The sequence below is a fragment of the Rubripirellula reticaptiva genome, assembly GCF_007860175.1.
Taxonomy (GTDB): domain Bacteria; phylum Planctomycetota; class Planctomycetia; order Pirellulales; family Pirellulaceae; genus Rubripirellula; species Rubripirellula reticaptiva.
In genome coordinates this window covers 812,494-837,073 of record NZ_SJPX01000006.1, presented here as the reverse complement: position 1 = coordinate 837,073, position 24,580 = coordinate 812,494, and the positions used below count along the sequence as shown (strand labels likewise).

The window sequence follows — 24,580 nt, the reverse complement described above, 5'->3', positions numbered from 1 at the left end:
ACCTTCCATCCTGATCGTTTCTCACCGCTCGACGCTAAATTCGTTGCCGTCAATTCGTTGCCGTGTGAATTTGCGTCAGCTTGCCGACACGAAGTTCGCCAGCGGTGCTCGTTTCATAGTTACGTCGTCGCCCGATCGTTTGACGGTACCAACGAACACCTTCGCGTCCGAATCCGCTGTTGCAAATTTGGCAATGCGGTTTGCGGGCGATTCTGGCGAAGACTCTTGATGTTTGCCGGCTTTGGCCGTCCTTTTCTTGACCGAACCATTGCTGGCTAGGTTATCGCTGTTGGGGCGAGCAAAACGTTGGGGTTCGGGGTGAGCGAAGATTTCAGCCAAATCGTCGATTTCGACGTCGCCAGCCATTTCGATCTCGATTTCTTGCTTGGTCGTCTCAATCCGGGGAAGTTCGCCGCGGACGACACGAACGCTTCGAGGTGCTTCGACACCGATGCGGACGCTGTTGCCGCGAACGCGAATCAGCGTGATTTTGATATCGTCGCCGATCAGGATTTCTTCGTTAACTTTACGTGTTAGAACCAACATGGCAGAGTCCTTTGCGTTGAGATTGCTGTGAATAGCGTTGTCTTGTCGTGTCTTGGTTAGGTCAGCCGCCTGGCTGATGAGAAGCTTTTAAAGCACAAGGCGTGCCAAAACTAAATGAGAAATGCTCGGCGTGTCGCTAAGTCTTTATCCAGAAACTACTTACAAGTAATGGTTGGGTTTCGCCACTTTGTGTTTGAAGAGGTTGTTGCGTCATTTCTACAATCGTTTGCAATTCTGGGGACTCCTCGGGCACCGGCATGAGCCAAATACTGGGGTTGTCGGTAGAATCAGCAAATTGACCTTGACCTCAATCGCCCGCAATCTCAGAATCCGGCCAGCTTGCAGCGGATGTCCTTGGCTGATCAACGTAGTTTGATCCTAGCCTTGTTCATGTGCTGGTTCGCAAAGGATTGCACGAATCGAAATTTACCCGGCTTCAAATGGAAGCCGGCTGGACCGATTGAACAAGTTTCGCCAACTTGAATAGGTGAGACGAACGAGGAAGGATCCGCGCAAGCGATTCTTGTGGGCGGGTGCCTTGATGCGCACCCTGCCCTGCCCCGTTTGTCTGGTCTCGGCAAGTGGTCGCATTATGGAGCTCCTCGTTTGTCCCTCCCGACGGACCTTGATCTGAAAGAACGAGTACGTAGCGCCGTCGACATTGTCGATGTGGTAGGCGCGACGCTGGAATTGCAGCCTCAGGGTCGCAATTTTGTGACTCGATGTCCGTGGCACAACGATCGTCGTCCCTCGATGACCGTCAACCAAGAACGTCAAACGTGGAAATGCTGGCCCTGTGACATCGGCGGCGATGTCTTCAGTTTCGTGATGCGACGTGACGGTGTTGACTTTCCCACCGCGATCCGAAGTCTGGCCGAATTGGCCGGCATTCCGCTTGATCAATACACGCGGGGGCAAAAGAGGACTAACCCTGGTGATCCCGACGACCGAGAAACACTTTTTGCAGCGATGAAGCTGGTTTGCGAAGACTACTTCAACATTTTGGAGTCCGGCCAAAGCGACGACGCCAAGATCGCTCGCGAGTATTTGGCGTCGCGAGGCATTGATGACGAAAACCGAAAGCGATTCCAAATTGGATTTGCTCCTGACGAGTGGTCGTATGCGGTGGACTTGCTGAAGGAAAACAATTTCAGCGGCGCGGTTGCGCAGGCTGCTGGAATCGCATCGGCGAAACGATCGGGGACCGGCGAAGTCGACATGTTTCGTGGTCGGTTGATGTTCCCGATTCATGATCTGCAAAATCGTCCGATCGCGATGGGCGGTCGTCTGATCCCCGCCATCGCGGCGAAGCACGGCGAAAACGCGGGAGCGAAATATTACAACGGTCGCGAAACGCTGTTGTTCCGAAAATCGCACCAGTTATACGGCTTGCAACTTGCTCGCGAAGCGATCCGCCGCGAGGGGCAGGTTTTGGTGATGGAGGGATACACCGACGTGGTGGCGGCGCGCCAGTCGGGAGTTGAAACGGCGGTCGCTGTTTTGGGGACCGCGCTGGGCGAAAACCACGTTAAGATCCTAAAGCGATTTGCGCAGCGAGTTGTGCTGGTACTCGACGGCGACAACGCAGGGCAAACGCGAGCCGACCAAGTGCTTGAGTTATTTGTTGGCGCGGACGTCGATTTGCGAGTCTTGACTTTGCCGGAAGGCAACGACCCAGCCGATTACCTTCAATCGCAAGGTCGCGAATCGTTTGATCGCTTGGTGGTCGAGTCGCCCGACGCGCTTGATCACAAGCTTTCGCGATTGACCAACGGCATCGACTTTACGCGTGACACTCACGCGGTCACCACCGCGGTTGATACGATGCTGAAGATCGTCGCGAAGGCGCCGCCGAGCTTACGAGTTGATCAGTTGCTGGTTCGGTTGTCGCGCAGTTTTGAGTTGAAAACTGAACGGTTAGAACAGCGACTTGATGTGCTGCGCGACGAAGCAAAGAAACGCGACAGTGTCGTCAAACGTCCTAAGGGCGGATTCAATTCGAATGCAAAGCCGACGTTTGAAGGCGTTCAGCATCCGGCGCCCAGCAAGCCGGCCAGTGCCAGTTTCGATCCGGGCTTTGATCCGAACGCTGCGTTTGCTGAGTCCGCAGATTTTGGCGACGATTATTACGTCGGCGAGTCGCACATCAGTTCCTACGGTTCACCCTCGTTTAATCAGGGGCGCGGTAACCAGGGCCGAGGTCAGCAAGGTCGCGGCAATCCGTCCGGACAAACGTCGATGTCGTCGCTGTCGGGCCTCGATCGCCAATTGTTCGAGACGTTGATCGAGTCGCCTGATTTAGCAGCGATGGCTGTGGAAGCGATCGATCCAGATTGGTTCGAGTCACGTACGGCGGTGATGTTAATGACGGCCTATCAGGATTTAGAACTGGCGGGGCGTGACCTCGATGCAGATTCGCTGTTGTTGCTGGTTGAAAACGAACAGTTAAAGAATCAAATCGTGACGATGCAGGAGCGTGTTCGTGATCGCGAGGGCAAATTGCCTGAAACACCGGAGGAGCGATACACGATGATCATGACTCGTTATCGCGAGCGAGGATTTTCAATCGAACAAAAGACTCAAATCGAAAAGCTCGCGTCCGCGTCGATGGATGAAGACGAAGAAATGGCGCTTCTAAATCGCTTGATCGAAGAGGATCGTCAACGACGCGGGATCAAGACAGAATGAATTTTCAAAAAAATGCGAACACCAACCAAAAAGAAGGGAAACTCAACTAGGCAAGATTTTTAATCCGGGACACAATCTTCGTCCCGTACCACGTCCAACTTCGAAGAGGTTTTGCTCTACCCGCTAAAGAACACAATCGTTTCGCGATCGGAAATGGAATTTCACTCGACCCAGTGCATCACGAAGATGCGCACAATCTAAGGTTTGCAAGATGCAATTGATGGACCAACACCTTTCGTCGTTGATCACCCGCGGAATCCAGGATGGATTTCTGACTTACGACGAAGTGAACGCTTATCTTCCTGACGAAGACGTCAACCCAGAAAAGCTCGATAGCCTGCTGTTGGCGATCGAACACCACGGAATCGACCTGGTCGAGGGTAAATCCAAGAAGGAACGCCCCGCCGTTGTTGTCACCCGTGCGGCCACCGCCGCAGCGATGGAAAAGAAGCTCGCTGCTGCGAGAGCGGCCGCCTTTGATGCCGCTGAAAGCATCGGCGAAGATGGATTGGAAGCCGTCGCATCCGCCGAAGAAGCTGCGGAAGAGGATGAAGAAGACGAGCCATTGGCTGTCGTTGCCCCCAGCGATATGCCTAAGGCAAGCGACGATCCGATTCGGATGTACTTGAGCCAAATGGCCGAGATCCCCTTGCTGAGCCGCGAAGAAGAAATTGGGTTGGCAAAGAAGATCGAAATCAATCGTCGTCGTTTCCGCCGCACGTTATTGGAATCCGACTACGCGATGCGAGCGACCGTTGGTGTGCTTTCACGCGTTCACGCCGGCGAATTGCCGTTCGACCGAACGATCAAAGTATCGCTGACTGAACGATTGACGAAGGAACAAATTAGTGCTCGGATGCCGCACAACTTGCGAAGTCTGAATCACTTGATCGCTCAAAACAAGCAAGATTTTGAACTAATGGTTCGCCGCAGTACTTCGCCGCGATTGAAGGCAGAAGTTCGACGGCGGTTTATCGCCAATCGTCGCAAGTGCTTGCAGTTGGTTGAAGAATTGAGCCTGCGAAGCCGCCGCGTAACGCCGTTGCTGAAGCAATTGGAAGACATTTCGCGACGCATGAACTTCATCCGTCAACAATTGGCCGACCTTGGTAACGATGCGACCAGTCGTGATGAAGCGGCTGACCTCAAGCAAGAACTTCGCGAGCTGATGTTGGTGACTCAAGAGAGCCCGGTCAGTTTGCACAATCGTATGGTGCGTGCTCGCAAGTATTTTAATGAATACGAAGCCACCAAACGTGAACTCAGCAGTGGCAACCTTCGTTTGGTGGTCTCGATCGCCAAGAAGTATCGCAATCGTGGTCTGTCATTTTTGGACTTGATCCAAGAGGGCAACACTGGCTTGATGCGTGCGGTTGACAAGTACGAGTATCGCCGCGGATTCAAGTTTAGCACTTACGCAACTTGGTGGATTCGTCAAGCAATCACGCGTGCAATCGCTGATCAAGCACGTACGATTCGAATTCCTGTTCACATGATCGATGTACTCAGCAAATTGCGTCAGGCACAAAAGCGTCTGACCCAAGACCTTCGTCGCGAACCTACGTACGAAGAGATTGCGTTGGAAACGGAAGTCCCGATCGAAGAGGTGCGCCGCGTGATGGACATTGGACGTCACCCTGTCAGCTTGGATCGTCCCGTCGGCGAAGGCGAAGACAGCAGCTTCGGTGAGTTCATTCAAGACAGCGACAGCCACAACCCAGTCAAGAACGCGGCTAGCAGCATTCTGCGTGGGAAGATCGACGAGTTGCTGAAGACGTTGACGTTCCGCGAACGCGAAATCATTCGGCTGCGTTACGGCTTGGTCGATGGTTACAGCTACACGCTTGAAGAGTGTGGCCGGATCTTTAAGGTGACTCGCGAACGTGTTCGCCAGATCGAAGCGAAAGCAGTCGCGAAACTGCAAAGCCCGTCACGTTCGGATCGATTGAGTTCGTTCCTGAAAACGGCCGCTTAGAAATTTGAATGGAACGATCGCTCTCTCGCCGTTTGCGAGAGAGTGATCGGTAGCGATAATTATTTGGTGCGAAATGGTTCGCTTAGCACCACTTCAATCACTAAATCGCGGGTTCCGTTTGCGGAGCTCGCGATTTTTTCAATGGCGGGTCGATCGCTCAGCACTTCCAGTCGCCCGGTTGCATATGCCAGCATCTTGGTTGTCAACGCACGGCTGAACTGTGCTTTACGCGATATCAGGATCGTTTTCAATTCACGCACGTCGCGAAACGACTTGCCATCCGGCAATTCACCCGACGCATCAATTTTCGTTCGCTTGCTGTAGCTGTCTCGCCAGCGTCCGATTGGGTCATAGTTTTCAAGAGCAAACCCAAGTGGATCAATTTTGCGATGACAGTCAAAACAAGTGGCAATGTCTCGGTGCTTTGACAGTTGATCACGAATGGACGTCGCACCTCGCGTGTCCGGATCGAGTGGCTGTACATCCGGCGGCGGCGGTGAGGGCGGAGTTCCTAGAAAGTTTTCAAGCATCCACACGCCACGCACGACCGGTGATGTATCAATTCCGTTTGCTGAAACCGTCAATACGCTAGCTTGGCCAAGCAAGCCGCCGCGGCGTCGGTCGCTTAGCTGGACACGATGAAAACCCGGTTCGAGCGGTGCGTCAACGCCATACAGATTGGCCAGCGCAGTGTTGACGAACGTGAAGTCCGAGTCGATAAAGTTGTCGATCGGAAGATTCTTGTCCAATTGATTACGAAAGAACAATTCAGTCTCGGTTCGCATCGCCGTACCAAGGTCGTGGCGATAAAAGTCTCGGAAATCACCACGGTCCGGTGGCGCAGATCCAAGGTCGCTCAGTGCCAGCCAAGCATCCAGGAACCCGTGCAACATCGCTTCGGATTTAGGATCGGCAAGCATTCGGTTCACTTGGCGGCGGAGAACTTGGTCATTGTCCAAGCGACCCGTGTCGGCAAGATTCCGTAGCGTTTGGTCAGGTGTCGATGACCACAGGAAGTACGAAAGTCGATTCGCCAGCGCATGCTGTGACAAATGCTGGGCATCGTCGATTGTGCGATTTTCCAAGTACAAGAAGTTCGGCGAACAAAGTACCATTTTGCACCCGTCGGCGATGGCATCGATCGCGGATTCGCCGGCTGCGATGCGCGAATCGATCACATCAACGATTTGGTTGATTTCGTCGTCGGTGGCTGGCCGCCGATAAGCACGCGAGGCGAATGATTCGACGCGACTTCGGATTTGGTCTTTGCTAATCGATTCTCCGCGGGCCAGTGTTTCAAAATCGTCACCGAGCACCGCATGCTGACTTTTCGTTGGCCACTGATCGATCAAGGGACCGGTGATTTCAATTTCGTAAATCCGAATCTGAGGTAACTTGCCACGCGTGATCGCTTGGTTGCGGTACTCGACGATTCCACTAATCCCTTTTTCGAACTGATCGGGATAGGTTTTGACGAGCTTCGTCCATAGATTCCGAGCATCCATCAATCCGTTTTGGAATGTAAATCGTGGGGTGTAGCCGCGGTCTAGCGGAACGCGGACGGAGTACCAACTTGGTTGATCAGCTAATTCGATTTCGGCCAGCAGGGGCTCGTTCGGTTGCGGCATGTGCAGTTCACCGTCATCGCGATTACCGGGCACAATGCCAAGCCGGAATGGTTGCCCGCGGTCGGTACCGATTAAATCGTCGTCATACGGATGATCGCGATTGAGGGCTTCGGCTTGAAAACGAATTTCATAAACACCATCGAACGGAACCCCATCGGCCAGTGCCAATATCGGGCCATAGGCGCCTTCGGGTTTATCCGCGCCCACGACATCGTACAACGTCATGTGCTTGAAGCCATTGAACCGACGGTGAACGTTGTCGATTTCAGGTTGCTGACGAAAGTTTTCGCGAAATGACCAAGTCTTCTTTGCCGGTTTCTCAATGGGGTAGATCGCACGATTGATCACGGCATCAGCCGCATCAAGATATCGGCTCAGCAAATGTGAAGACGTTACAAGCGTGTCGCCAATATTGTCGAGATGATCGACGGTTTGGTCGCGGGGGAACCTTTCGGTGGGATCGAACATCGTCACGTCGATCGCGAGCAAGTCACGCACCGAATTGCGATACTCGCGAGCGTTCAGACGTCGCAAAATCGAATGGGCACGATGCTCCTGGTGCGATGCGTGATATTTTGAAATTGCTGTCGTCAGCGTTTCGATCACCTGCATGCGATCTTGATCCGACGGTTGATCGGATTCGGGCGGTGGCATTTCGGACAGGTTCAATTGATCCAAGATGTCTTGGAAGTCAACCAGAGTGTTGTCGTTCGAAATGTCGTTCGCCAATTCTTCGAAGCTACGATCGCCTTTGGGTTCGTCATCGCTGTGGCATTCGATGCAATAGTTCTGGATAAACGGATCGACGATCGATGAAATCGAGTTGGGCGTGCTGTCTGCCGAAGCATTGGTACCGACTAGCCCAAGCGTCAGTCCTGCCATGACGCATTTGAGTCGCCACATCATGCCGTCCTCAGGCCAGTCAAAGTTCCAGTGCTCTTGGCGAACGAATCCGTCTCGACGCCGAATTGTTGCAGCATGGAAACGAACAGATTGCTCAGCGGCACACGTCGGTTCGCTGCGCTGGGCGAATCGATCATTGCTTGGTGCTTGAATCCTCCGCCAGCCAGAACGATCGGCAGATCATGGTTGGTGTGCGAATTCGCGTTACCCATACCACTGCCGAACAGTGCAGACGTTGATTCCAGGAGAGTTTGATCGGTGGATGCGTCACGCATCGAATCAAGGCGATCTAGGAATCGAGCGAACTGTTCCACTTGGTAACGTTCAATTTGAACCAACAGATCGATGTTCTCTTGCACTTGTCCGTGGTGCGAAAGTCCGTGGTAGCCTTTCTTGATGCCTAAATCGGACGCCGCAAAGCTTCCGCCCACTTCGACGGTTGCCACTCGGGTTGAATCGGTTTGAAGTGCGAGTGCGATCAGGTCGTAGATCTTTGGCAAGTCGCGAGTCAGTCCCTGGTCGGTCGGTTCGTCGATCGAAGGTTTTGGTTTTGGAACCTTCTGCCACCGCCGATCGAGTTCCAGCTTCAGTTCAACTGCGCGGACCGACGAAAGGTACTCGTCTAACTTGTTTTTGTCGCTTGGATTCAAACGTCTGGCTAACGAGTTGGCGTCGCCAAGGACCGCATCCAAGATGGATTCTTGCAGTGAAATTCGGTTGGTGGCCGCAGCCTTGGCTTTCGAATCGTTGTCGATGAATAGCATGCGAAACAGTTCACGCGGCCCTTCGATTGGTGGAACGCGAGTTCCTGTTCGCGTCCAACTCATCCGACAACCACCGTGCAATCCGCTTTCGCTGCCGACGGTTAGGGACGGAAACCGAGTTTGTGAACCAACGTGTTCGGCCGCACGTTGATCGAGACTGATTCCACCATCGGGGAGCGACTTCGCCTCCACCGCCTTTACACCTGTTAAGAAAGTGTGGACCGCGAAGTGGCCGCCATTGAGGTCGTGGTCCAGATGCGAAAAGAGAGTGAAGTTCTTTCGATGATTTGCGAGCGGCTCTAGCAGCGGCGAAAGCGATTGTTCGTCCTCTGGCCAAAACGATCCAGGGTACATTCCAAACTCATTGCCGACACAAACCATTCGCTTAGGGGGACCTGCGTCATTTTTCGATGCCGCGGCGACGCGGCGCGACTCAAAGGCAGGAAGAGCGATTGAGATGCCGGCAGCTTTTAGAAAATTGCGCCGGGGCGAGCGTGAAATCGGCATGGAAGGGTTCTCATTGATCGAGAGGTGGGAACCCAATTGTAGTCAACTTTGCGATTCGAAGTAGAGGCGGCCGAGCCCGGTTAATTCCGGGTTAGGTCCCAAGCATCTAGCCAGGTGGTTTCGCCGACGACCATTTTGAACTCGTTTTCCAAACGTTCCGCCATATCAGGCAAGTGGCCCGCGCCGTAGAAGACAGCGACTTTCGATTTGCCCTGGGCAAGTTCGTCCTTCATCACTTGGAACGCTTTGATGTTGCGTCCTTTGATCAAAGTGTTGTGGCCGTTGGCGTCATCCATTCCTGCGGTGACCAATTCAATATCGACTAATTGTCGAGCCATCGCTTGCTTCATTTTCTTGGAGCGGTCATTGCTAAACATTGCAAACAGCATTCCTGCGTCGCCGCCGCCTGAGGCTTGGGACGCGAGTCCCGCGCCCATCATTCGAGCGACCATCTTCCAAACGCTGTCGCCTCGCTTCTGCAGGTCCTCGACAAACTCTTCTGGGCTCATGTCAGCATGGCGAAAGTTGGTAGCCATGTAGTCAATCAACTCGAGCTGATACTCGAGATTAAGCATGTCCTTCATGCCTGTCTGCATTGAAGCGAGAACCGAGCGACGGTCCTTCAAGTCTTCTGGGCGGATGCGAGTTCCGTCGGGTGCAACCAGTTCATACAGGACGCTGTCATAGCGAGAGAGGCGATCGTTCAGATCTTTGTAGTATTCTCGTTGTCCGATGTGAACGACGCCGACCAAGTCAACGATCTTTCCGGCGTACTGTGTGCCGGGTTTACCTTCGTAGCGGACGATCGCCGTTTGCAGCGCTTTGGGCTTTCCGTCGTCCGACTTTGCGTAGCGAATGTAAAGTTCATCGACTGAGGATTCTTCGTCGGGTGACGCTTCCGTGTCCGGCGTTTCGGCTGCGACTTTCGCAGCGGGTTTGGCGGGCGGTTCGGCGACGGCAGTTTGGGCATTTGCGCGTAACGACGCGAAAGCGAAAAACAAACCAACCGTTACAACAATCCAGCGCATAGGTTCCGCCTCTAGAAGCGATTAACGTTCAGGCGACCGAAAGTTACGGCCGCTCACTGCCCGTAGGATAGCGCTTCGGCATCCAAACGGCAACTTGCGTAGAGTTCATGGGCGTTCGAACGCCTCAGTCGGGTCCGCATCCATTCCGTTCTTGCATCCACGCGATTGTCGGGGGACTAACTGAGATTCCCCTATGCGCTGAAGTTCAAGCCGCCCATCGACGGTTCCGCGCTAGCGCCCATCCGTGCTGAAACACCGGAAGCTGATGCGGCTTGTTTGCTCATCAGTTCCTGGGCACAAACAGCTCGCCACGTTTCGGCTTCGAGTTCCAGCACCAAACGAATCTCTTCCACAGCACCGAAATCGCTACGATCTTCGGCCGAAACCAGGTGCTTAGCTAGAAATACGTAGAGGTCGCTGATTTGATTGCACAGCTGGTTTTCGTCTGGCGCTTCACTGCCGGAAATTCCGCTCAGCAATTCGCCGATCAGTTCCAGCAGGCTCAGCGAATGCTCGTTGGGACCAGGTTGCTCGCCATTTTTCCAAACACGAGCAAGAGTCGCGGCGACTTCGACGGCACGCTCAGTCACCATCAAACGCAGTCGGGCTGGTGTCGCCATCCGAATCGCGGATTCAAGGTATTGCTGGCTGCCAGAACCAAGTCGTGGACGAAAGTTCTCTGGATTAGTCGACATCGTTGTCTTTGTTTAGTGAATTACGAGTGCTCAAGAAAGTCATCGTCTTGTTTGGCGGCGATCGCCTGTTAGACGATAATTTTGACGATTACGAGGGGATCTCGATTCGCTGAATTTGGTCGATGGCTGTGCCGTTGCTTTGCAACTTCGAAATGGCTGTTTCGGTTGCATAGAATTGTGCAAGCAAACGTTCGCGTTCTTTATCCAAGCGACTGTTCATCGAATCCACTTGGTTCGAGTTTCGTTCGATTTGAGTGGCTATTGATTCAGACTTGTTCAGAAGCAATCCGCCGTCGACGCCAGCAATTCGGTCGGCGATCGCGTCAAGTCGGTTTGCTAGCCCGTTGTCTTCGGTCGAAAAGAATGCTTCGACGTCGGCTCGTCGCTCGCTGAGCGCCTCATTGAGTTTTGTCTTGTCAAGTTCAAGCCGACCGTCATCCGCGAAGCTGATGCCGACTTGGCCGATTGACTTTAGTGGGCCAGCGCCGTTGATCGAGCCGGAAAGCAGCCGCGAAAAACTACTGGTAATCCGTTGCGTTTCACTGGACCCGAACAACAGACCGACTTCGTTCGAATCAGCGTTGAAGAACGTGAGCGAATCGACCTTGTCCATCAGCTTGTTGTACTGATCGACAAAAGTCTTTGCGGCGACTTCAATATTGCTCGTGTCTTCAGCGATCGTGACTGTGATCGGCGATGCGGACAATTCTTTTAGAGTGAACGATACGCCGGTCGTTTCATCCGATGAGCTGTCGCTGCTGGGACCGGTCAACGACTGGGTGGTTACCGAGTCGACGGTTGTTTCCTCGGCTTCGCCGGCGATGCCTAGACTCGCAGCCGCAGTGCCGTTACCAACATCTGTAATCGTCAATGTTTCATTGCCACCGGCAGTGTCGACGATCGATATTCCGGTGCCGTCTTCGTTGATCGAAGCTGAAACGCCCACGTTTAATTCATTGATCGCGGCAACCAGTTCACCGACCGTTTTGATGCCTTGCGAGGTGATGTTGATCGCGCTCGTTTTACCGGCACTATCCGTGATGGTGAAACTGCCACCGGCGGCACCGGCGGCTTGATCGCTCAGCAAGCTGGATTCGGTTACCAAATCGCCAGCCGCGGCGGCATCAAGGCTGAATACGCCGTCGCTTGATTTGATGAACCGTTCGAGTCCTTCATCGGTGGAAACAGCAATCAGGGCATCACGCCCGCGACTTTCAGTCTGCAGATCCAGGCTGAAGCCAGTCGTGTTGATAGCGAGTTGTCCGTCTTCGCCGCCTTTGTTGCTGCGAACGCGAAGTGAAAAACTGCCGTCATCGTTGGACTGTATCGAGGCTTCGCCGTATCGGCCGTCCTCGTTTATTTTGTCGACGAGGGTCGCCAGAGTATCGGTGGCTTCGATTTCAATGACACCGGATTGCGATCCGACTAATGCTGATACGGATGACCCACCGATCGTTTGCGATGTGGCCGTTCCGGCGATGCCCAAGTCTGCGGCGGCCGTTCCAGTTCCGGAGTCTTCGATGGTCAGGGTTTCGGATCCGCCAGCGGTGTCAACCACCGATATGCCGTCGCCCGCTTCGTTGATCGATGCGGTTACACCGATGCCAAGATCATTGATCGCGTTGACCAATCCGCCGACGGTGGTGATTCCGGAGCTGGTCAGATTAATAGCGCCAATTGCACCCGAAGAATCGGTCAGCTTGAAGCTGCCCGTGATTCCGGCGCCTTGGTTTAAATCAGCTAGCTTTGTCTCCGTTGTGACCGTTTGCCGGCTAAGGTTCTTGCCGACGGCAATGTCATCTGCAGAATCGAACGCTAACCCGAGATCGTCGGCAGTTGTATCGGCCGAGGAAATCTTCAGATTACCGGCTCCGCCCGAAACGTCGCGAATCTGCAAGCCATTTCGTGCATCGTTGTACTTGACGATCAGCGATAGGCCAGACGCTTCGATCTTGTCAATGATTTCGCTGGTTGTCGTTGCCGAGGACAAGTCGATCGACGCGCTCGTTCCGTCGGACAGTTCGATGTCCAAATTGCCAAGCGGCCCTAAGCCGCTGCCGCCACCCAGTTCGGACAGTGCGGCGCCACGAAGCGAACTGATGCCCGCGGGCAATTCAAAGGGCAAGCCACTTGCGCTGTCGGACGCTTCGTCGATTCCCCACAAGCCAAGATCGGCTGCGGTTTCAGCGCTACCGAGTTGTTCGACTTTTAGGTTCGAAAGCGTGCTGCCCGACCTATCAACAAGTTTGATCGCGCCGTTTTCCGTCGTGGCTTGCACGTCGATTTCGGCATCGTTGATCGTTTGCAGGACATCGTCGATCGTGCGCGCATCTGAAAAGTCAATCTCGGCTGATTTCCCGGATCGATCAGTGATGCGGATCTTGCCGGCTTCGACGCCACGACCACCATTGAGTTTTGAAAGGTCGGCCGAAGAATCGATCGATCCCCCCTTGGGGCTAACGCGAATTTGGCCGCTGAAGCCAAGCGCGGTGTCGGTCGCCGAGAACCGCTGCCGGGAACTTACCGCGTGAGTCGCGGCGGTCTGTAGCGTTCGGACGACATGAGTCGCTTCTTTCGCGTCTTTTCCGGCTTCAGCAGATAGGAAATCAGCATTGGAGGACACTGCGCTTTTCGATTGAAACGCTGATGCATTCGACAAGCGATTGCCGGCGAGTTGAACTCCGATAACCGAGGCTGTTAGTTCCGCGATTGATTGTTGCTGCCGCTGAAGTGTTTCAGTACGAGAAATCAGACGGTCACGCGACTGGCCGCTAATTTTCATTAGCTGATCAACCGTGCCGGTGATGTTCGTGCCGGTAATCAAACCGACGGAGGATTGGAGGCGGCCCATTGGGAAGCAGACAGTGGTTAGGTTCGGGAAGGTCGTTTATCGAACTAAATCGGCAACAAGGCGCACTTGTGTCCAGGAAAACGCTACGTCATGGGTGGAGCGGTTCGATGAAAACTGGCTTTGCAGGCTCTATTTCCCTGTATTATCTGAAACGGTGACGTGAAACTTGACGGTTGTTACGAATGAAACGCAAAGCGGCTCGCGATGAAATTCATCGCGAGCCGCAGGTTGGTCAAATTTTTGTTTGCTCGTTCAACCCGTTTAGCCGAGCAATGACAACACGTTCTGTGGGTTCTGGTTGGCCAGGGACAGTACGTTGGTACCTGACTGAGTTAGAATCTGAGCTCGCGTCAAGTTCGCTGATTCTTGAGCGAAGTCGGCATCACGGATCGAGCTTTCTGCCTCTTGCAAGTTGGCAACCGTCTCGTTCAAGCTGACCAAGTTTCCGTCTAGTGTCGTGGCTTGGAATGCACCCAGTCGTCCACGAAGGCTAGTCACCTGGTCGATCGCTTCGGTCACGATCCTGGCGGCAGCGTCAGCATCGGTTCCCAATGCCGCCGATTCGCCGCTACCGAGTTGATAGAGCTTTCCAGATACGCCACCCAATCGAGCCGATGAGACACTGCGGATACCGACGCGGGCTTGCTGGTTACCCACAACGTCAGGTCCAAGTTGGAACTTGGCACCACCGTCGGTGATGCTGATGTTTGCCGCACCTGTGAAGCCTGCTTTGATGCTTGCCGACAAGTCGAGCGTCGAAGTATTGATGCTCAACTTGTTCCCGTCGCCGCTGGCCGAACGACCGTTGACGGTGGCGACAATATCCACGCCTTCTTGACGAGTCGAAGTGAAGTTTCCGCCGGGTTCTTGTTCCAGAACGCGGATATCGATCAGCGAGCTTGAACCGTACGCCTTGCTGTTCAGATCAAGAGTTGTTCCGTCTGCGTTGACGCTCGCTTCGACGCCTGTCGCATCCTTAACCAAGTTGATTTGGTCGCGAACTTGTTGGATCGACGAACCAGCCTTGATGTTGAACACTTCCGAGCCGTTCGAACCTTGCAGTTCGAAGACGACGTCTTCGGCCAATCCACCCGTGGCGTCGGTTGCCGCAGCAGCGACAACTTCATCAACACCGCCGGCCAGAGTTCCGGTGGCCAATGCACCAGTCACGGTTTCGGTACCCGCACCGTCAGTTGCGGCGCTGTATCCGGCTATTCCGTCCAGAGCCGTGACCAATTCTGCGGCGGTGTAGGCGGTATCATCATCGACGGTGATCGTAATGTTGCCCGATCCATCGACTGATGCGCTTGGTGCCGCGCCGGTGTCGGTGCTGTCATCAAACGTAATGGTTGGGCCGTCTCCGGCAACGCCAGCAACGTCCGCCGTGATCGTGACGGTTTCAGTGCCGACGGTGAAATCGGCGGATGACGCAACAGCGGTAACTGGATCGACGGCGGCAGTGCCAGGGACAACAGCGGTGATGCCCGGGATCGATACGGCCGCTTGCGTGGCTGCTTGTGAAACGTTGATATCAACGCTGATGGAGCCTGTGCTGCCAAGGCTGGCCTGGTCGATGCTGAGGTCTTCGATGTTTTCAGCGCCGGTGCCGTTTGTCGTCACGAAGTCCAGCGATCCGTCGAGCAGCTTGCGGCCTTGGAACGTTGTGGTTTGTGCGATCCGGTTGATGGCTTCAAGAGAGCTGTCGACCTGCAACTGGTTTGCGTCGATTTCGTCGGGGCTCAGAGCTCCCGTATTGGCGGCTTCGACGACCAATCCACGAATGTCGTTTAGCAGGTTGCTGACTTGGCCGAGGGCGCTGTCGGCCGTCGAAATGATTTGGCTGGCACGACGCGTATTCGAGATCGCTTTACCCAAGCTGGTAATTTCTGAGCGCAAGGCTTCGCTGGCGATCAAGCCCGCCGGATCGTCGGCACCGCTGTTGATCCGAAGACCTGTGCTCAAACGGGTAAGTGCGGTTTGCAGGTCTTTGTTGCTCGTTTGCAGTCGGTTTTGTGCAACGAGCGAAGGAACGTTAGTATTGATTCTTGTCATGTGAGGACCCTTTTAGATTAATCGCGGGGCAGATTGTGGAGGAATCCGGCCGCGATGGGCCGGGACGGACCGCTGCCGAGACGATCGAACAACGATCTGTACGGGGAGGCCTTCCTAAGCGAGATCGGGTCCGTGGGTCGCGCTTTCCGAAAAATACTGGGTAAGATGCGAGGAATTGATCACTTGTCCCCAAGAGAAGCCGTGCAAACGTCATAGTTGAACGTTTCGGCTGGTGATCAACGAAACCAGCCGGACGAAGGTTCCCCCTCGGCCGGCTGGCTATATCAAAAGTTATCGTTCAGAGTGAAACTGACTTCTTAACGAAGCAGCGACAGAACGTTTTGCGGGTTCTGGTTGGCTAGCGATAGCACATTGGTGCCTGACTGAACCAGAATTTGTGCTCGTGTCAGGTTGGCTGATTCTTGAGCAAAGTCGGCGTCACGGATCGAGCTTTCCGCTTCTTGCAAGTTAGCCTTGGTTTCCTTCAAGCTGACCAAGTTGCTGTCCAGGGTCGTCGATTGGAATGCACCCAAACGACCACGTAGGCTGGTTACTTGGTCGATCGCTTCGCTAACAATTTCTGCTGCTTTGGCGGGGTCCGTCGACAAGTCAGCCGATTCACCACTGCCCAGTTGGTACAGTTTGCCAGACGTTCCACCTAGTCGAGCAGTCGAAACGCTGCTGATGCCGACTCGGGCTTGTTGGTTGCCGACTGCGTCAGGGCCCAACTGGAATTTAGCACCACCGCCGTTGATTTCGAACGACGCTGTGCCTGTGAAGCCTGCTTTGACGGATGTCGACAAGTCAAGAGTCGAAGTGTTGACCGACAATTTATTGCCGTCGCCGTTGGCCGAACGGCCGTTGACGGTGGCGACAATGTCGGTACCTTCCGTACGCGTTGAAGTGAAGTTTCCGCCGGCTTCTTGCTCGAGTACCCGTACGTCGATCAATGCTTCTTTGCCGTAGCCAGCCGAACTCAGGTCCAGGGTGGTTCCGTCAGCGTTGATTTCCGCTTCAACGCCTGTCGCATCCTTGACCAAGTTGATTTGGTCGCGAATTTGTTGGATCGACGATCCAGCTTTGATGTTGAACACTTCCGAGCCGTTGGAACCTTGCAGTTCGAAGACGACGTCTTCGGCCAATCCACCCGTGGCGTCGGTTGCCGCAGCAGCGACAACTTCATCAACACCGCCGGCCAGAGTTCCGGTGGCCAATGCACCAGTCACGGTTTCGGTACCCGCACCGTCAGTTGCGGCGCTGTATCCGGCTATTCCGTCGAGAGCCGTGACCAATTCTGCAGCGGTGTAGGCGGTATCATCATCGACGGTGATCGTAATGTTGCCCGATCCATCGACTGATGCGCTTGGTGCCGCGCCGGTGTCGGTGCTGTCATCAAACGTAATGGTTGGGCCGTCTCCGGCAACGCCAGTTGCGTCCGCCGTGATCGTGACGGTTTCAGTGCCGACGGTGAAGTCTGCCGATGATGCAACACCAGCGACTGGATCGACGGCATCCGTGCCCGGAACCACAGCGGTGATGCCAGATACTGCAACGGCTGCTTTGGTTGCGGCAGCGGAAACGTTGATGTCAACGCTGACTTTGCCGGTGGTGCCCAAGCTTGCTTGGTCGATGCTTAGGCTTTGTAGGTTTTCTGCGCCGGTGCCAGCTTTCGATACGAAGTCCAGTGATCCGTCGAGCAACTTGCGACCTTGGAAGGTCGTGGTTTGAGCGATTCGGTTGATGGCTTCAAGCGAGCTGTCGAGTTGCAATTGGTTTGCAGCGATTTCTTCTTTGCTGAGTGCACCGCTGTTGGCGGCTTCGACAACCAAGCCACGAACGTCGTTAAGCAAGTTACTGACTTGGCCCAAGGCGCTATCAGCAGTCGAGATGATTTGGCTGGCGCGTTCAGTGTTGCTGATTGCTTTGCCCAGTCCGTTGATCTCCGATCGCAATGATTCACTGGCGATCAAACCGGCCGGGTCGTCGGCACCGCTGTTGATGCGAAGGCCGGTGCTCAGTCGAGTCAAAGCCGAGTTCAAATCTTTGTTGCTTGATTGCAAACGGTTCTGGGCGACGAGTGATGAAACGTTGGTGTTAATTCTGGTCATGTTTAAGTATCCCTAAGGTGCGGCGAATCGCAGATTCGAGGAAAATGGATCCGGCCGCATATCGACCGGTTACAACGCGTGCCCCGCGTGGCAGCGATCGACAATCGATCGCAACATGCCTGCAAGCTCTGCGTCCGGATGAAACATGGGTCACTTTTCTAGTGCGCACGGTTAAAGAAGGTGGTAAAACAGTGCCGATTCGTTCACCTTGGGGAGCGTAATCGTTGCACTCGATACAAACCGCAAGAATTTGGGTGCTGCAGTGGCTGTCCAGCTTCACTAAGCAACACAACAAGCACGAAAACCAATGTGTGCCAAAGAAATTGGCGGAATTGAGTGGCCGTATGTTCCAAGACCGACCGAAGTCGCGATTCGGCTTAGCGGGGCATGCTGGCAGATCTCGCCCGAGAACGGCTACAAGATCAACATCGCGTCGCCGTAACTGTAAAAGCGATACTCGTTCTCAATCGCAGTTCGATAAGCCTTCATCGCCAACTCGCGACCTGCAAAGGCGCTGACCAGCACCAGCAACGAACTCTTGGGCAAGTGGAAATTGGTCATCATGCCGTCGATGACGTTGAATTGGTACGGCGGCCGAATGAACAAATCGGTTTCGCCGGTCCACGGGGTCAGCTTGCCGCCGTTCTTTGCCGCCGAACTTTCTAGCACCCGTACGCTGGTTGTGCCAACGGCGATGCATCGCCCGCGAGCCCGGCGGCTGCGTATGTTATCGACGGTCGACGCATCGATGCTGCCCCATTCGGTGTGCATGACGTGATCGTCAAGTTGTTCGGTTTGGATCGGACGGAACGTCCCAATCCCCACGTGCAAAGTCACCTCGGCCGTATCTACACCCGCAGCCCGCACTTTTTCTAACAGCGTTTTGGTGAAGTGCAGTCCTGCCGTTGGCGCGGCAACGCTGCCACGGTCCTTGGCAAATACCGTCTGGTAGTTTTGCAAGTCCGCGTCAACCATTTGGCCGTCGCGAATGTAAGGGGGCAGAGGAATGCGACCAAAACGGTCGAGCCAATCAGCGGGCTCTTTCAATTTGTCGCCCATCACGACCGCCATGTCGGCGGTTAACCGTGGCTTGACCAGCAGTTTGCCGTCGCCGGTACGCGCCACGACAATCAATTCCATTCCGTCGCGGGCGTCGCGATCTTTGATGGTGATCGCTTCGCCTTCACGCAGCGTTCCTCGCGTCTTAGTTAGAACTTCCCAGATTCCAGTTTCGCGATCCGCTTGTAAGAACAATCCTTGCCAGCGACCGCCCGTGTTTGCCCGTTGGCCCACCAATCGAGCTGGTACCACGCGACTGTTGTTCATTACCAAAGTGTCGCCGGCTGACAGTAATTCCGGCAGATCACGAACGTAGTGATGGGCAATGGAACCTGTGGCTCGATCGACCAACATCAGCCGCGAATCGCTGCGAGTCGCGAGCGGTTCTTGGGCGATCAGTTCCTTGGGTAAATCATAGTCGTACTGGTCAATTTCATTCATGGCTGCATTGTAGCGATCCGTCGATTTTTCGCGACGTCTCAACCAAGTGAGCGTCGCAGCAAAGTCGCGGCAAATTCGACAGCCAATCCAGAATCGTCGCCTAGGCTTCGTCGTCGCCCAATTTCGCCAGCACCGACAAATCTTCCAGCGTCGAAGTGTCACCGACCACTTCGCGCCCCGATGCGACGTCCCTCAGCAGGCGTCGCATGATTTTTCCACTTCGCGTTTTGGGAAGCGTTGCAGCGAACCGAATGTCGTCGGGCTGCGCGAGCGCGCCGATTTGCTTTCGAACGTGCAGCTTCAATTCTTTGCGAAGTTCTTCGTTGGGTTCGCGGTTGTGGATGGTGACGAAAGCGGCAATCGCTTGGCCTTTTAAGTCGTCATGGCGACCGACCACAGCGGCTTCGCAAACAGCGTCGTGGCTTACCAAAGCGCTCTCGACCTCGATTGTGCTTAAGCGGTGACCCGAGACGTTGATCACATCATCGATCCGCCCCATGATCCAGTAGAAACCGTGTTCGTCTTTGCGAGCGTTGTCGCCTGTCAAATACTTGCCCGGCACCATCGACCAGTACTGTTCAACGAAACGCTGTTCGTCGCCATAGATGCCACGCAGCATTCCTGGCCAAGGCTCGGCGATGCAAAGCATTCCACCGTGCTGTGCGTCGACGACGTTGCCCGCCTCGTCGACAATTGCGGGAACGATACCGGGCAGCGGTGTGGTGCATGAACCAGGAATGGTCGCTGTGATCCCCGGCAGCGGGCTCATCATGATGCCGCCCGTTTCGGTTTGCCACCATGTATCCACGATCGGGCAGCGCTCGCCGCCAATCATTTTGTGGTACCAAATCCAGGCTTCGGGATTGATGCCTTCACCGACGCTGCCAAGCAATCGTAAGCTCGACAGATCGTGCTTTTCGACGTGCTCGTCACCCCACTTGATGAAGGCCCGAACGGCCGTGGGTGCGGTATACAGAATCGTGACTTTGTACTTTTCGACCAAGTCCCAGAAACGATCTTCGGCCGGATGGTTTGGTGCGCCTTCGTACATCAAGCAAGTCGCGCCGGCGGACAGCGGGCCATACACAATGTAGCTGTGTCCGGTGATCCAACCACAGTCTGCCGTGCACCAATAGATGTCGTCTTCCCGGTGATCGAACACCCAATCGAACGTTCGCTTTGCCCACAGGTTGTAGCCTGCAGTCGTGTGCAGAATGCCCTTGGGTTTGCCAGTACTGCCAGATGTATAAAGAATGAACAGCGGCGTTTCGCTGTCGAGCGGAACAGCGGGGAAGTCATCGGATTGTGAATCAACGACGTCATGCCACCATACGTCACGTCCCTCGGTCATTGGAACATTTTCGGTGCCCGTTCGTTGCAGCACCAAGCAGTGCTCGACCGTCGGCGATTTTGCGAGAGCCTCGTCGACGGTTTCTTTGAGCGGTAGTACTTTTCCGCGGCGATACAAACCGTCCGCGGTGATCACCATCTTGGCGCTAGCGTCGTTGTTTCGATCAGCAATTGATTCGGCGCTGAAACCGGCAAAGATGACTGAGTGGATTGCACCGATGCGAGCACACGCCAACATCGCGATCGGCAATTCGGGGGTCATTGGCATGTAGATGCTGACGACATCGCCGGCGGAGATGCCAATTTGGGTCAGCGCCGCAGCGCACTTGGCAACTTCGGATCGCAATTCGGTGTAGGTCAGTGTTCGGGTGTCGCCTGGTTCGCCTTCCCAAACGATTGCCAATTTGTCACCGCGACCTGCGTCGATGTTTCGGTCCAAGCAGTTGTAGCTGGCGTTGGTTTTGCCGCCGAGGAACCACTTGGCGTGCGGTGCGTTCCACTGGCACACATCGCCGAATGGTTCGAACCAATGCAGATGCTCATTCGCTTCGGCTTTCCAAAATCCGTCGCGATCATCGCGAGCTTTGGCGTACATTTCGTCGTACTGGGCTTGGGTCGAAACGACGGCCCGTTTGGTAAATTCCGCGGGAGGTGGAAATTTACGGTCTTCGATCAGGATATGGTCAATCTGGCCGGATGGGTCGGTCATTTCTGCGTTGCTCTGGTTCAGTCGAGGTGTTTACGAATGAATGGAAGAGCAGCAGTTTAATGCAAACGCACGTCCGGTGTTGCGCACTGGGGCAACAGTTCAGGATTGCCAGTTACGATTTTGTGGCAAGATTAAGAAGCAACGTAATTTGCCGGACTCCCAGAGGACGGTATGCAACTGACCCAGCCAGACTACTCGCTCGGAAATTCGGCGAGCAGAACACTCTTGTAGAGCCCCGCCATGCCCTGGATTTCTTTCATCGCCGTCTTGTCGGCTTCGGTGACTTCGCCAATCGCCATCGTCGATCGATACTCGTCAGTCTGGTCGCCGCGTTTGAGTGTCAGTGTGGTTTCCAGCGGGATTTCGCCCGCGGACGTGACTCGGTCATTCAGCGTCATTCGTGCAAACGGCGGCAGCGGATGTCGCCGGACCAAGTTCAATCGTGAGGCCAAATCCGATAATTGACCAAACTCGGCCGCCATCACTGGATTAGACGGCTTCTGAGTCGACGTGTGATACGTCGCACCACCGAATTGGATTGAGTAACCGACCATTCGGTCGCTCGTTTGCACGCGGGCGTTCAGGCCGAGTTGTTCTTTCTTTTGCTCGTCTGCTTCGGCTGCCGCGCGAGCCTGAGCCGTCACGTTGATCAAGTCGTCAATGCTGATGGTAGTTTGCACTTGACGAGGGCGATCCAGCAACGTCACACGTCCTTGGGCGGGATCGTAGAGTGTGACCGTCGAAGGATCCAATTGAGGTAAATCGTAAATTAGCCCATTGTCGAACACGATCCGATGTTCAGCCGAAGGTTCCAGGTCGGCCCCGGAGTAAGTTTTGACGGTCACGCAAAAAGGAGTCGACTGGGCGCATGCATCGGAAATGCACGTGGCAAAAGTCGCGGCCAAAGCAATGACTCGAACTAGTCGCGAGTACTGAGAATTCAGTCGTGACATCGTTTCGACAGACTCCGGATGATTGAAGTGCGAGATTTAGTAGATTACCTAGACTTCGCAAACTGAGCGGAATGGACGAAGCTAGGGTCGCTCTGGACGATTAACGTGATCGCAGCGTAGAAAAGGTAGATACTCTCAGTCCAGGTCAATGCGGCTCATTGCTGGTGTGACGAGAACATTTTGCGACATGGGTGGGCGAGCCGGATCGCGACCTCAACCTAAAAACTTTTAACGCGTCTTTGCGACGACGGATGTTATGCGACGAACCTTGCTGATGATCCCCCACGAAATCGGCGGCCTGACCGTACTAGGTTTCGGATGGATGTTGATCGCGCTGATGATTGGATTGTTGGTGCGCTTGATCGTCGCTCGGTCGCGAGATCGTTCGACTTGGGGGCAAGCGATCGCCAAAGTGCTTACCACCGAAGGCGTCGTCTGGGCGATGGCTGCCGTCGCAATCGTGGTCATCTTGCCGATGGTCGAGCTAAAAAACCTTGACGGCGAACCGGTCGGCATGGCGGTTCGAGGTTACGGCGCGATGCTGTTGTTGGCCGTGGGGTCTGCGGTGGCGCTGGCGGCGTACCGAGCCAAACGTGCAGGCATGGATCCCGATTTGATCTACGCGATGGCGCCTTGGGCATTTTTTGGCGGAATTTTTGGCGCGAGAGCGTTCTTTGTGATTCAGTATCGCCGACAATTTATTGGCGACACGGTGATGCAGACGATTGGCAATATGTTGAAGTTCACCGAAGGCGGTTTGGTCGTCTACGGATCCTTCATTGGCGGATCGCTGGCGGTCACTTACTTTTTGATTCGGCACAAACTGCCGGTGTTAAAGTTTGGCGACGTGATCGTTCCATGCATGTTTTTGGGCGTGTTCTTCGGCCGGATTGGATGCGTCATGAACGGGTGTTGCTATGGCGGTCGCTGCGAGGAAGGGCCAATGACGTTGCATTTTCCGCCTGGTGCGAAGGTCTATCAGGACCAGCTTTACGATGGCCAGTTGCTGGGATTTGCGTACGACGCAGATACGCGCGAAATCACTAGCGTGCGGCCCGGATCGCTAGCCGACGAAGCGGGTATCAAGGTTGGCGGTCGGCTTAATGAAATCAGTAACGACCGATCTGCGCTGGCTGATGCGCCCCGGACGATTCCAGCCGAGGACGTTCGCAGCGGCGTGATCGTGACGGTTGACGGCCGGCGGCACCGGTGGGCACCCGATCAATTGCCAATGCAAGCATTGCCGGTCCAGCCTGCGCAAGCGATCAGCAGCGTTGGAGCGCTTTTGCTATGCTTGGCGCTGTGTGGATTATCGCTGATCCATTTTCGCGATGGCACAATCATGATGGTTGGCTTCGGTTCGTATGCTGTTCTGAGATTCGGGATGGAGTGGATTCGCGTTGACGAAGCAGGTCAATTTGGAACCAATCTTTCGATCTCTCAGTGGGTCAGCGTTTTTGTACTTGGATTCTCTCTTGCTGGACTCCTCTGGATCTATCGATCGTCTTCTGCCACGGCTCTTCGTTCGGAAGCTTCGCCGAATCATTGAGTGTGCTAAATGATCAAACGCGAGCTGCAGCCCGACTGGACAGGCCAAAGTGATCGTTCGGATCGCGAGTACCTCCAAACGTTGACCGGTTTGGCAAAGTTGAATCAGTTCACTGGTGTTGCCGCCGCGATGTATCGCCATCTTCGCAAAAACGCGCAGGTACGAAATAGCAGCCCGATGCGAGTTCTTGATCTTGCCAGCGGGGCTGGCGACGTCCCAATCGCCTGGGCGCGGCGTGCCGCATACGAGGGGTTGGCTATGCAGATCACGGCGCTCGACATTTGTTCAGACGCCATTGAAGAACAGCAGCGACGTGCATCGGCCGCGGGCGTGGCAATCAGATCCCTGCAAATGGACTGCCTAAGCAGTTCTTTGCCGTGCGGGTTCGAGTTCGTGACGTGCTCGATGTTCATGCATCGACTCGAGGAGATGCAAGCGGTTCGGCTGTTGCAAGCGATGCAGGCCACGTCCGAGGACGGCATCTTGGTGTGTGACCTTGATCGGTCGCGGCTGAACCTGTGCTTAGTTTCAGCGGGGGCTTATTTCTTGTCGCGTTCGCCAGTCGTCCATCAAGATGTAAAGACGCGTGTGCGTTCGGCGTTTACGGCCAACGAGTTCAAGCAAGTCGCCGAATCAGCGCTGGGGCGACCTGTTCGTGTGCGGCGTGCTCTGCCTTGTCATTTCATGGCAACTTTGGAAGCGAGAACCGTGCCGGATTCCTCGGTCGCGTTTGCGTAACGCAGCCAGCCGATCATTGGGGCGATTCAGTAGCAG

General features: G+C 54.7%; 16 protein-coding genes. 5 read left to right on the top strand and 11 right to left on the bottom strand.

Annotated elements, in window-relative coordinates:
- Positions 1-75 precede the first annotated feature (75 nt).
- A complete protein-coding gene (locus Poly59_RS30565; protein WP_146537490.1) occupies positions 76-546 on the bottom strand; it encodes a carbon storage regulator in 471 nt (156 codons plus the stop codon).
- Positions 547-1,152: 606 nt separating this feature from the next.
- Between Poly59_RS30565 and dnaG the strand changes: the two genes are divergently transcribed.
- Both dnaG and Poly59_RS28755 read left to right on the top strand, forming a co-directional pair.
- On the top strand, positions 1,153-3,234 hold the full coding sequence (gene dnaG / locus Poly59_RS28760) for a DNA primase (protein WP_246152013.1): 2,082 nt from the start codon (positions 1,153-1,155) through the stop codon (positions 3,232-3,234).
- A 211-nt stretch (positions 3,235-3,445) separates the two neighbouring features.
- Positions 3,446-5,209, top strand: a complete 1,764-nt coding sequence (locus Poly59_RS28755) for a sigma-70 family RNA polymerase sigma factor (protein ID WP_146537489.1) — start codon at positions 3,446-3,448, stop codon at positions 5,207-5,209.
- Between the two features lie 59 nt (positions 5,210-5,268).
- Here Poly59_RS28755 and Poly59_RS28750 read toward each other — a convergent pair whose 3' ends face one another.
- The 7 genes from Poly59_RS28750 to Poly59_RS28720 all read right to left on the bottom strand — a co-directional run bounded on the left by Poly59_RS28750 (position 5,269) and on the right by Poly59_RS28720 (position 17,745).
- Complete coding sequence (locus Poly59_RS28750) at positions 5,269-7,743, bottom strand: DUF1592 domain-containing protein (protein WP_146537488.1); 2,475 nt, start codon at positions 7,741-7,743, stop codon at positions 5,269-5,271.
- Complete coding sequence (locus Poly59_RS28745; protein ID WP_246152012.1) at positions 7,740-9,011, bottom strand: DUF1552 domain-containing protein; 1,272 nt, start codon at positions 9,009-9,011, stop codon at positions 7,740-7,742. The genes Poly59_RS28750 and Poly59_RS28745 overlap by 4 nt, the downstream gene beginning before the upstream one ends.
- Before the next feature lie 80 nt (positions 9,012-9,091).
- Positions 9,092-10,039 (bottom strand): TraB/GumN family protein, encoded by a 948-nt coding sequence (locus Poly59_RS28740; protein ID WP_146537487.1) that lies wholly within the window; start codon positions 10,037-10,039, stop codon positions 9,092-9,094.
- A gap of 191 nt (positions 10,040-10,230) precedes the next feature.
- Positions 10,231-10,734 carry a flagellar protein FliS gene (locus tag Poly59_RS28735; protein WP_146537486.1) on the bottom strand — a complete coding sequence of 168 codons (504 nt, stop codon included), beginning with the start codon at positions 10,732-10,734 and terminating at the stop codon, positions 10,231-10,233.
- An 88-nt stretch (positions 10,735-10,822) separates the two neighbouring features.
- Positions 10,823-13,585 (bottom strand): flagellar filament capping protein FliD, encoded by a 2,763-nt coding sequence (fliD, locus tag Poly59_RS28730; protein ID WP_146537485.1) that lies wholly within the window; start codon positions 13,583-13,585, stop codon positions 10,823-10,825.
- Positions 13,586-13,846: 261 nt separating this feature from the next.
- A complete protein-coding gene (locus Poly59_RS28725) occupies positions 13,847-15,637 on the bottom strand; it encodes a flagellin N-terminal helical domain-containing protein (protein WP_146537484.1) in 1,791 nt (596 codons plus the stop codon).
- Between the two features lie 317 nt (positions 15,638-15,954).
- The gene (locus Poly59_RS28720) at positions 15,955-17,745 is read right to left on the bottom strand and encodes a flagellin N-terminal helical domain-containing protein (protein ID WP_146537483.1); all 1,791 of its coding nucleotides are present in this window, start codon (positions 17,743-17,745) and stop codon (positions 15,955-15,957) included.
- Between the two features lie 307 nt (positions 17,746-18,052).
- On the opposite strand from Poly59_RS28720, the gene Poly59_RS30500 reads away from it, so the two are divergent.
- Positions 18,053-18,187 (top strand): hypothetical protein, encoded by a 135-nt coding sequence (locus Poly59_RS30500; RefSeq protein ID WP_261343570.1) that lies wholly within the window; start codon positions 18,053-18,055, stop codon positions 18,185-18,187.
- On the opposite strand, the gene queA is transcribed toward Poly59_RS30500, so the two are convergent.
- The 3 genes from queA to Poly59_RS28705 form a co-directional block, all read right to left on the bottom strand.
- A complete protein-coding gene (gene queA, locus Poly59_RS28715; protein WP_146537482.1) occupies positions 18,160-19,245 on the bottom strand; it encodes a tRNA preQ1(34) S-adenosylmethionine ribosyltransferase-isomerase QueA in 1,086 nt (361 codons plus the stop codon). The genes Poly59_RS30500 and queA overlap by 28 nt on opposite strands.
- Positions 19,246-19,345: 100 nt before the next feature.
- Complete coding sequence (gene acs, locus Poly59_RS28710; RefSeq protein WP_146537481.1) at positions 19,346-21,304, bottom strand: acetate--CoA ligase; 1,959 nt, start codon at positions 21,302-21,304, stop codon at positions 19,346-19,348.
- A 191-nt stretch (positions 21,305-21,495) separates the two neighbouring features.
- Positions 21,496-22,257: a hypothetical protein gene (locus Poly59_RS28705; RefSeq protein WP_146537480.1), complete on the bottom strand. Its 762-nt coding sequence runs from the start codon at positions 22,255-22,257 to the stop codon at positions 21,496-21,498.
- Between the two features lie 274 nt (positions 22,258-22,531).
- On the opposite strand from Poly59_RS28705, the gene Poly59_RS28700 reads away from it, so the two are divergent.
- Together Poly59_RS28700 and Poly59_RS28695 are read left to right on the top strand one after the other, a co-directional pair.
- Positions 22,532-23,806 (top strand): prolipoprotein diacylglyceryl transferase, encoded by a 1,275-nt coding sequence (locus Poly59_RS28700; RefSeq protein ID WP_246152011.1) that lies wholly within the window; start codon positions 22,532-22,534, stop codon positions 23,804-23,806.
- A 9-nt stretch (positions 23,807-23,815) separates the two neighbouring features.
- On the top strand, positions 23,816-24,544 hold the full coding sequence (locus tag Poly59_RS28695; protein ID WP_146537478.1) for a methyltransferase domain-containing protein: 729 nt from the start codon (positions 23,816-23,818) through the stop codon (positions 24,542-24,544).
- Positions 24,545-24,580 lie beyond the last annotated feature (36 nt).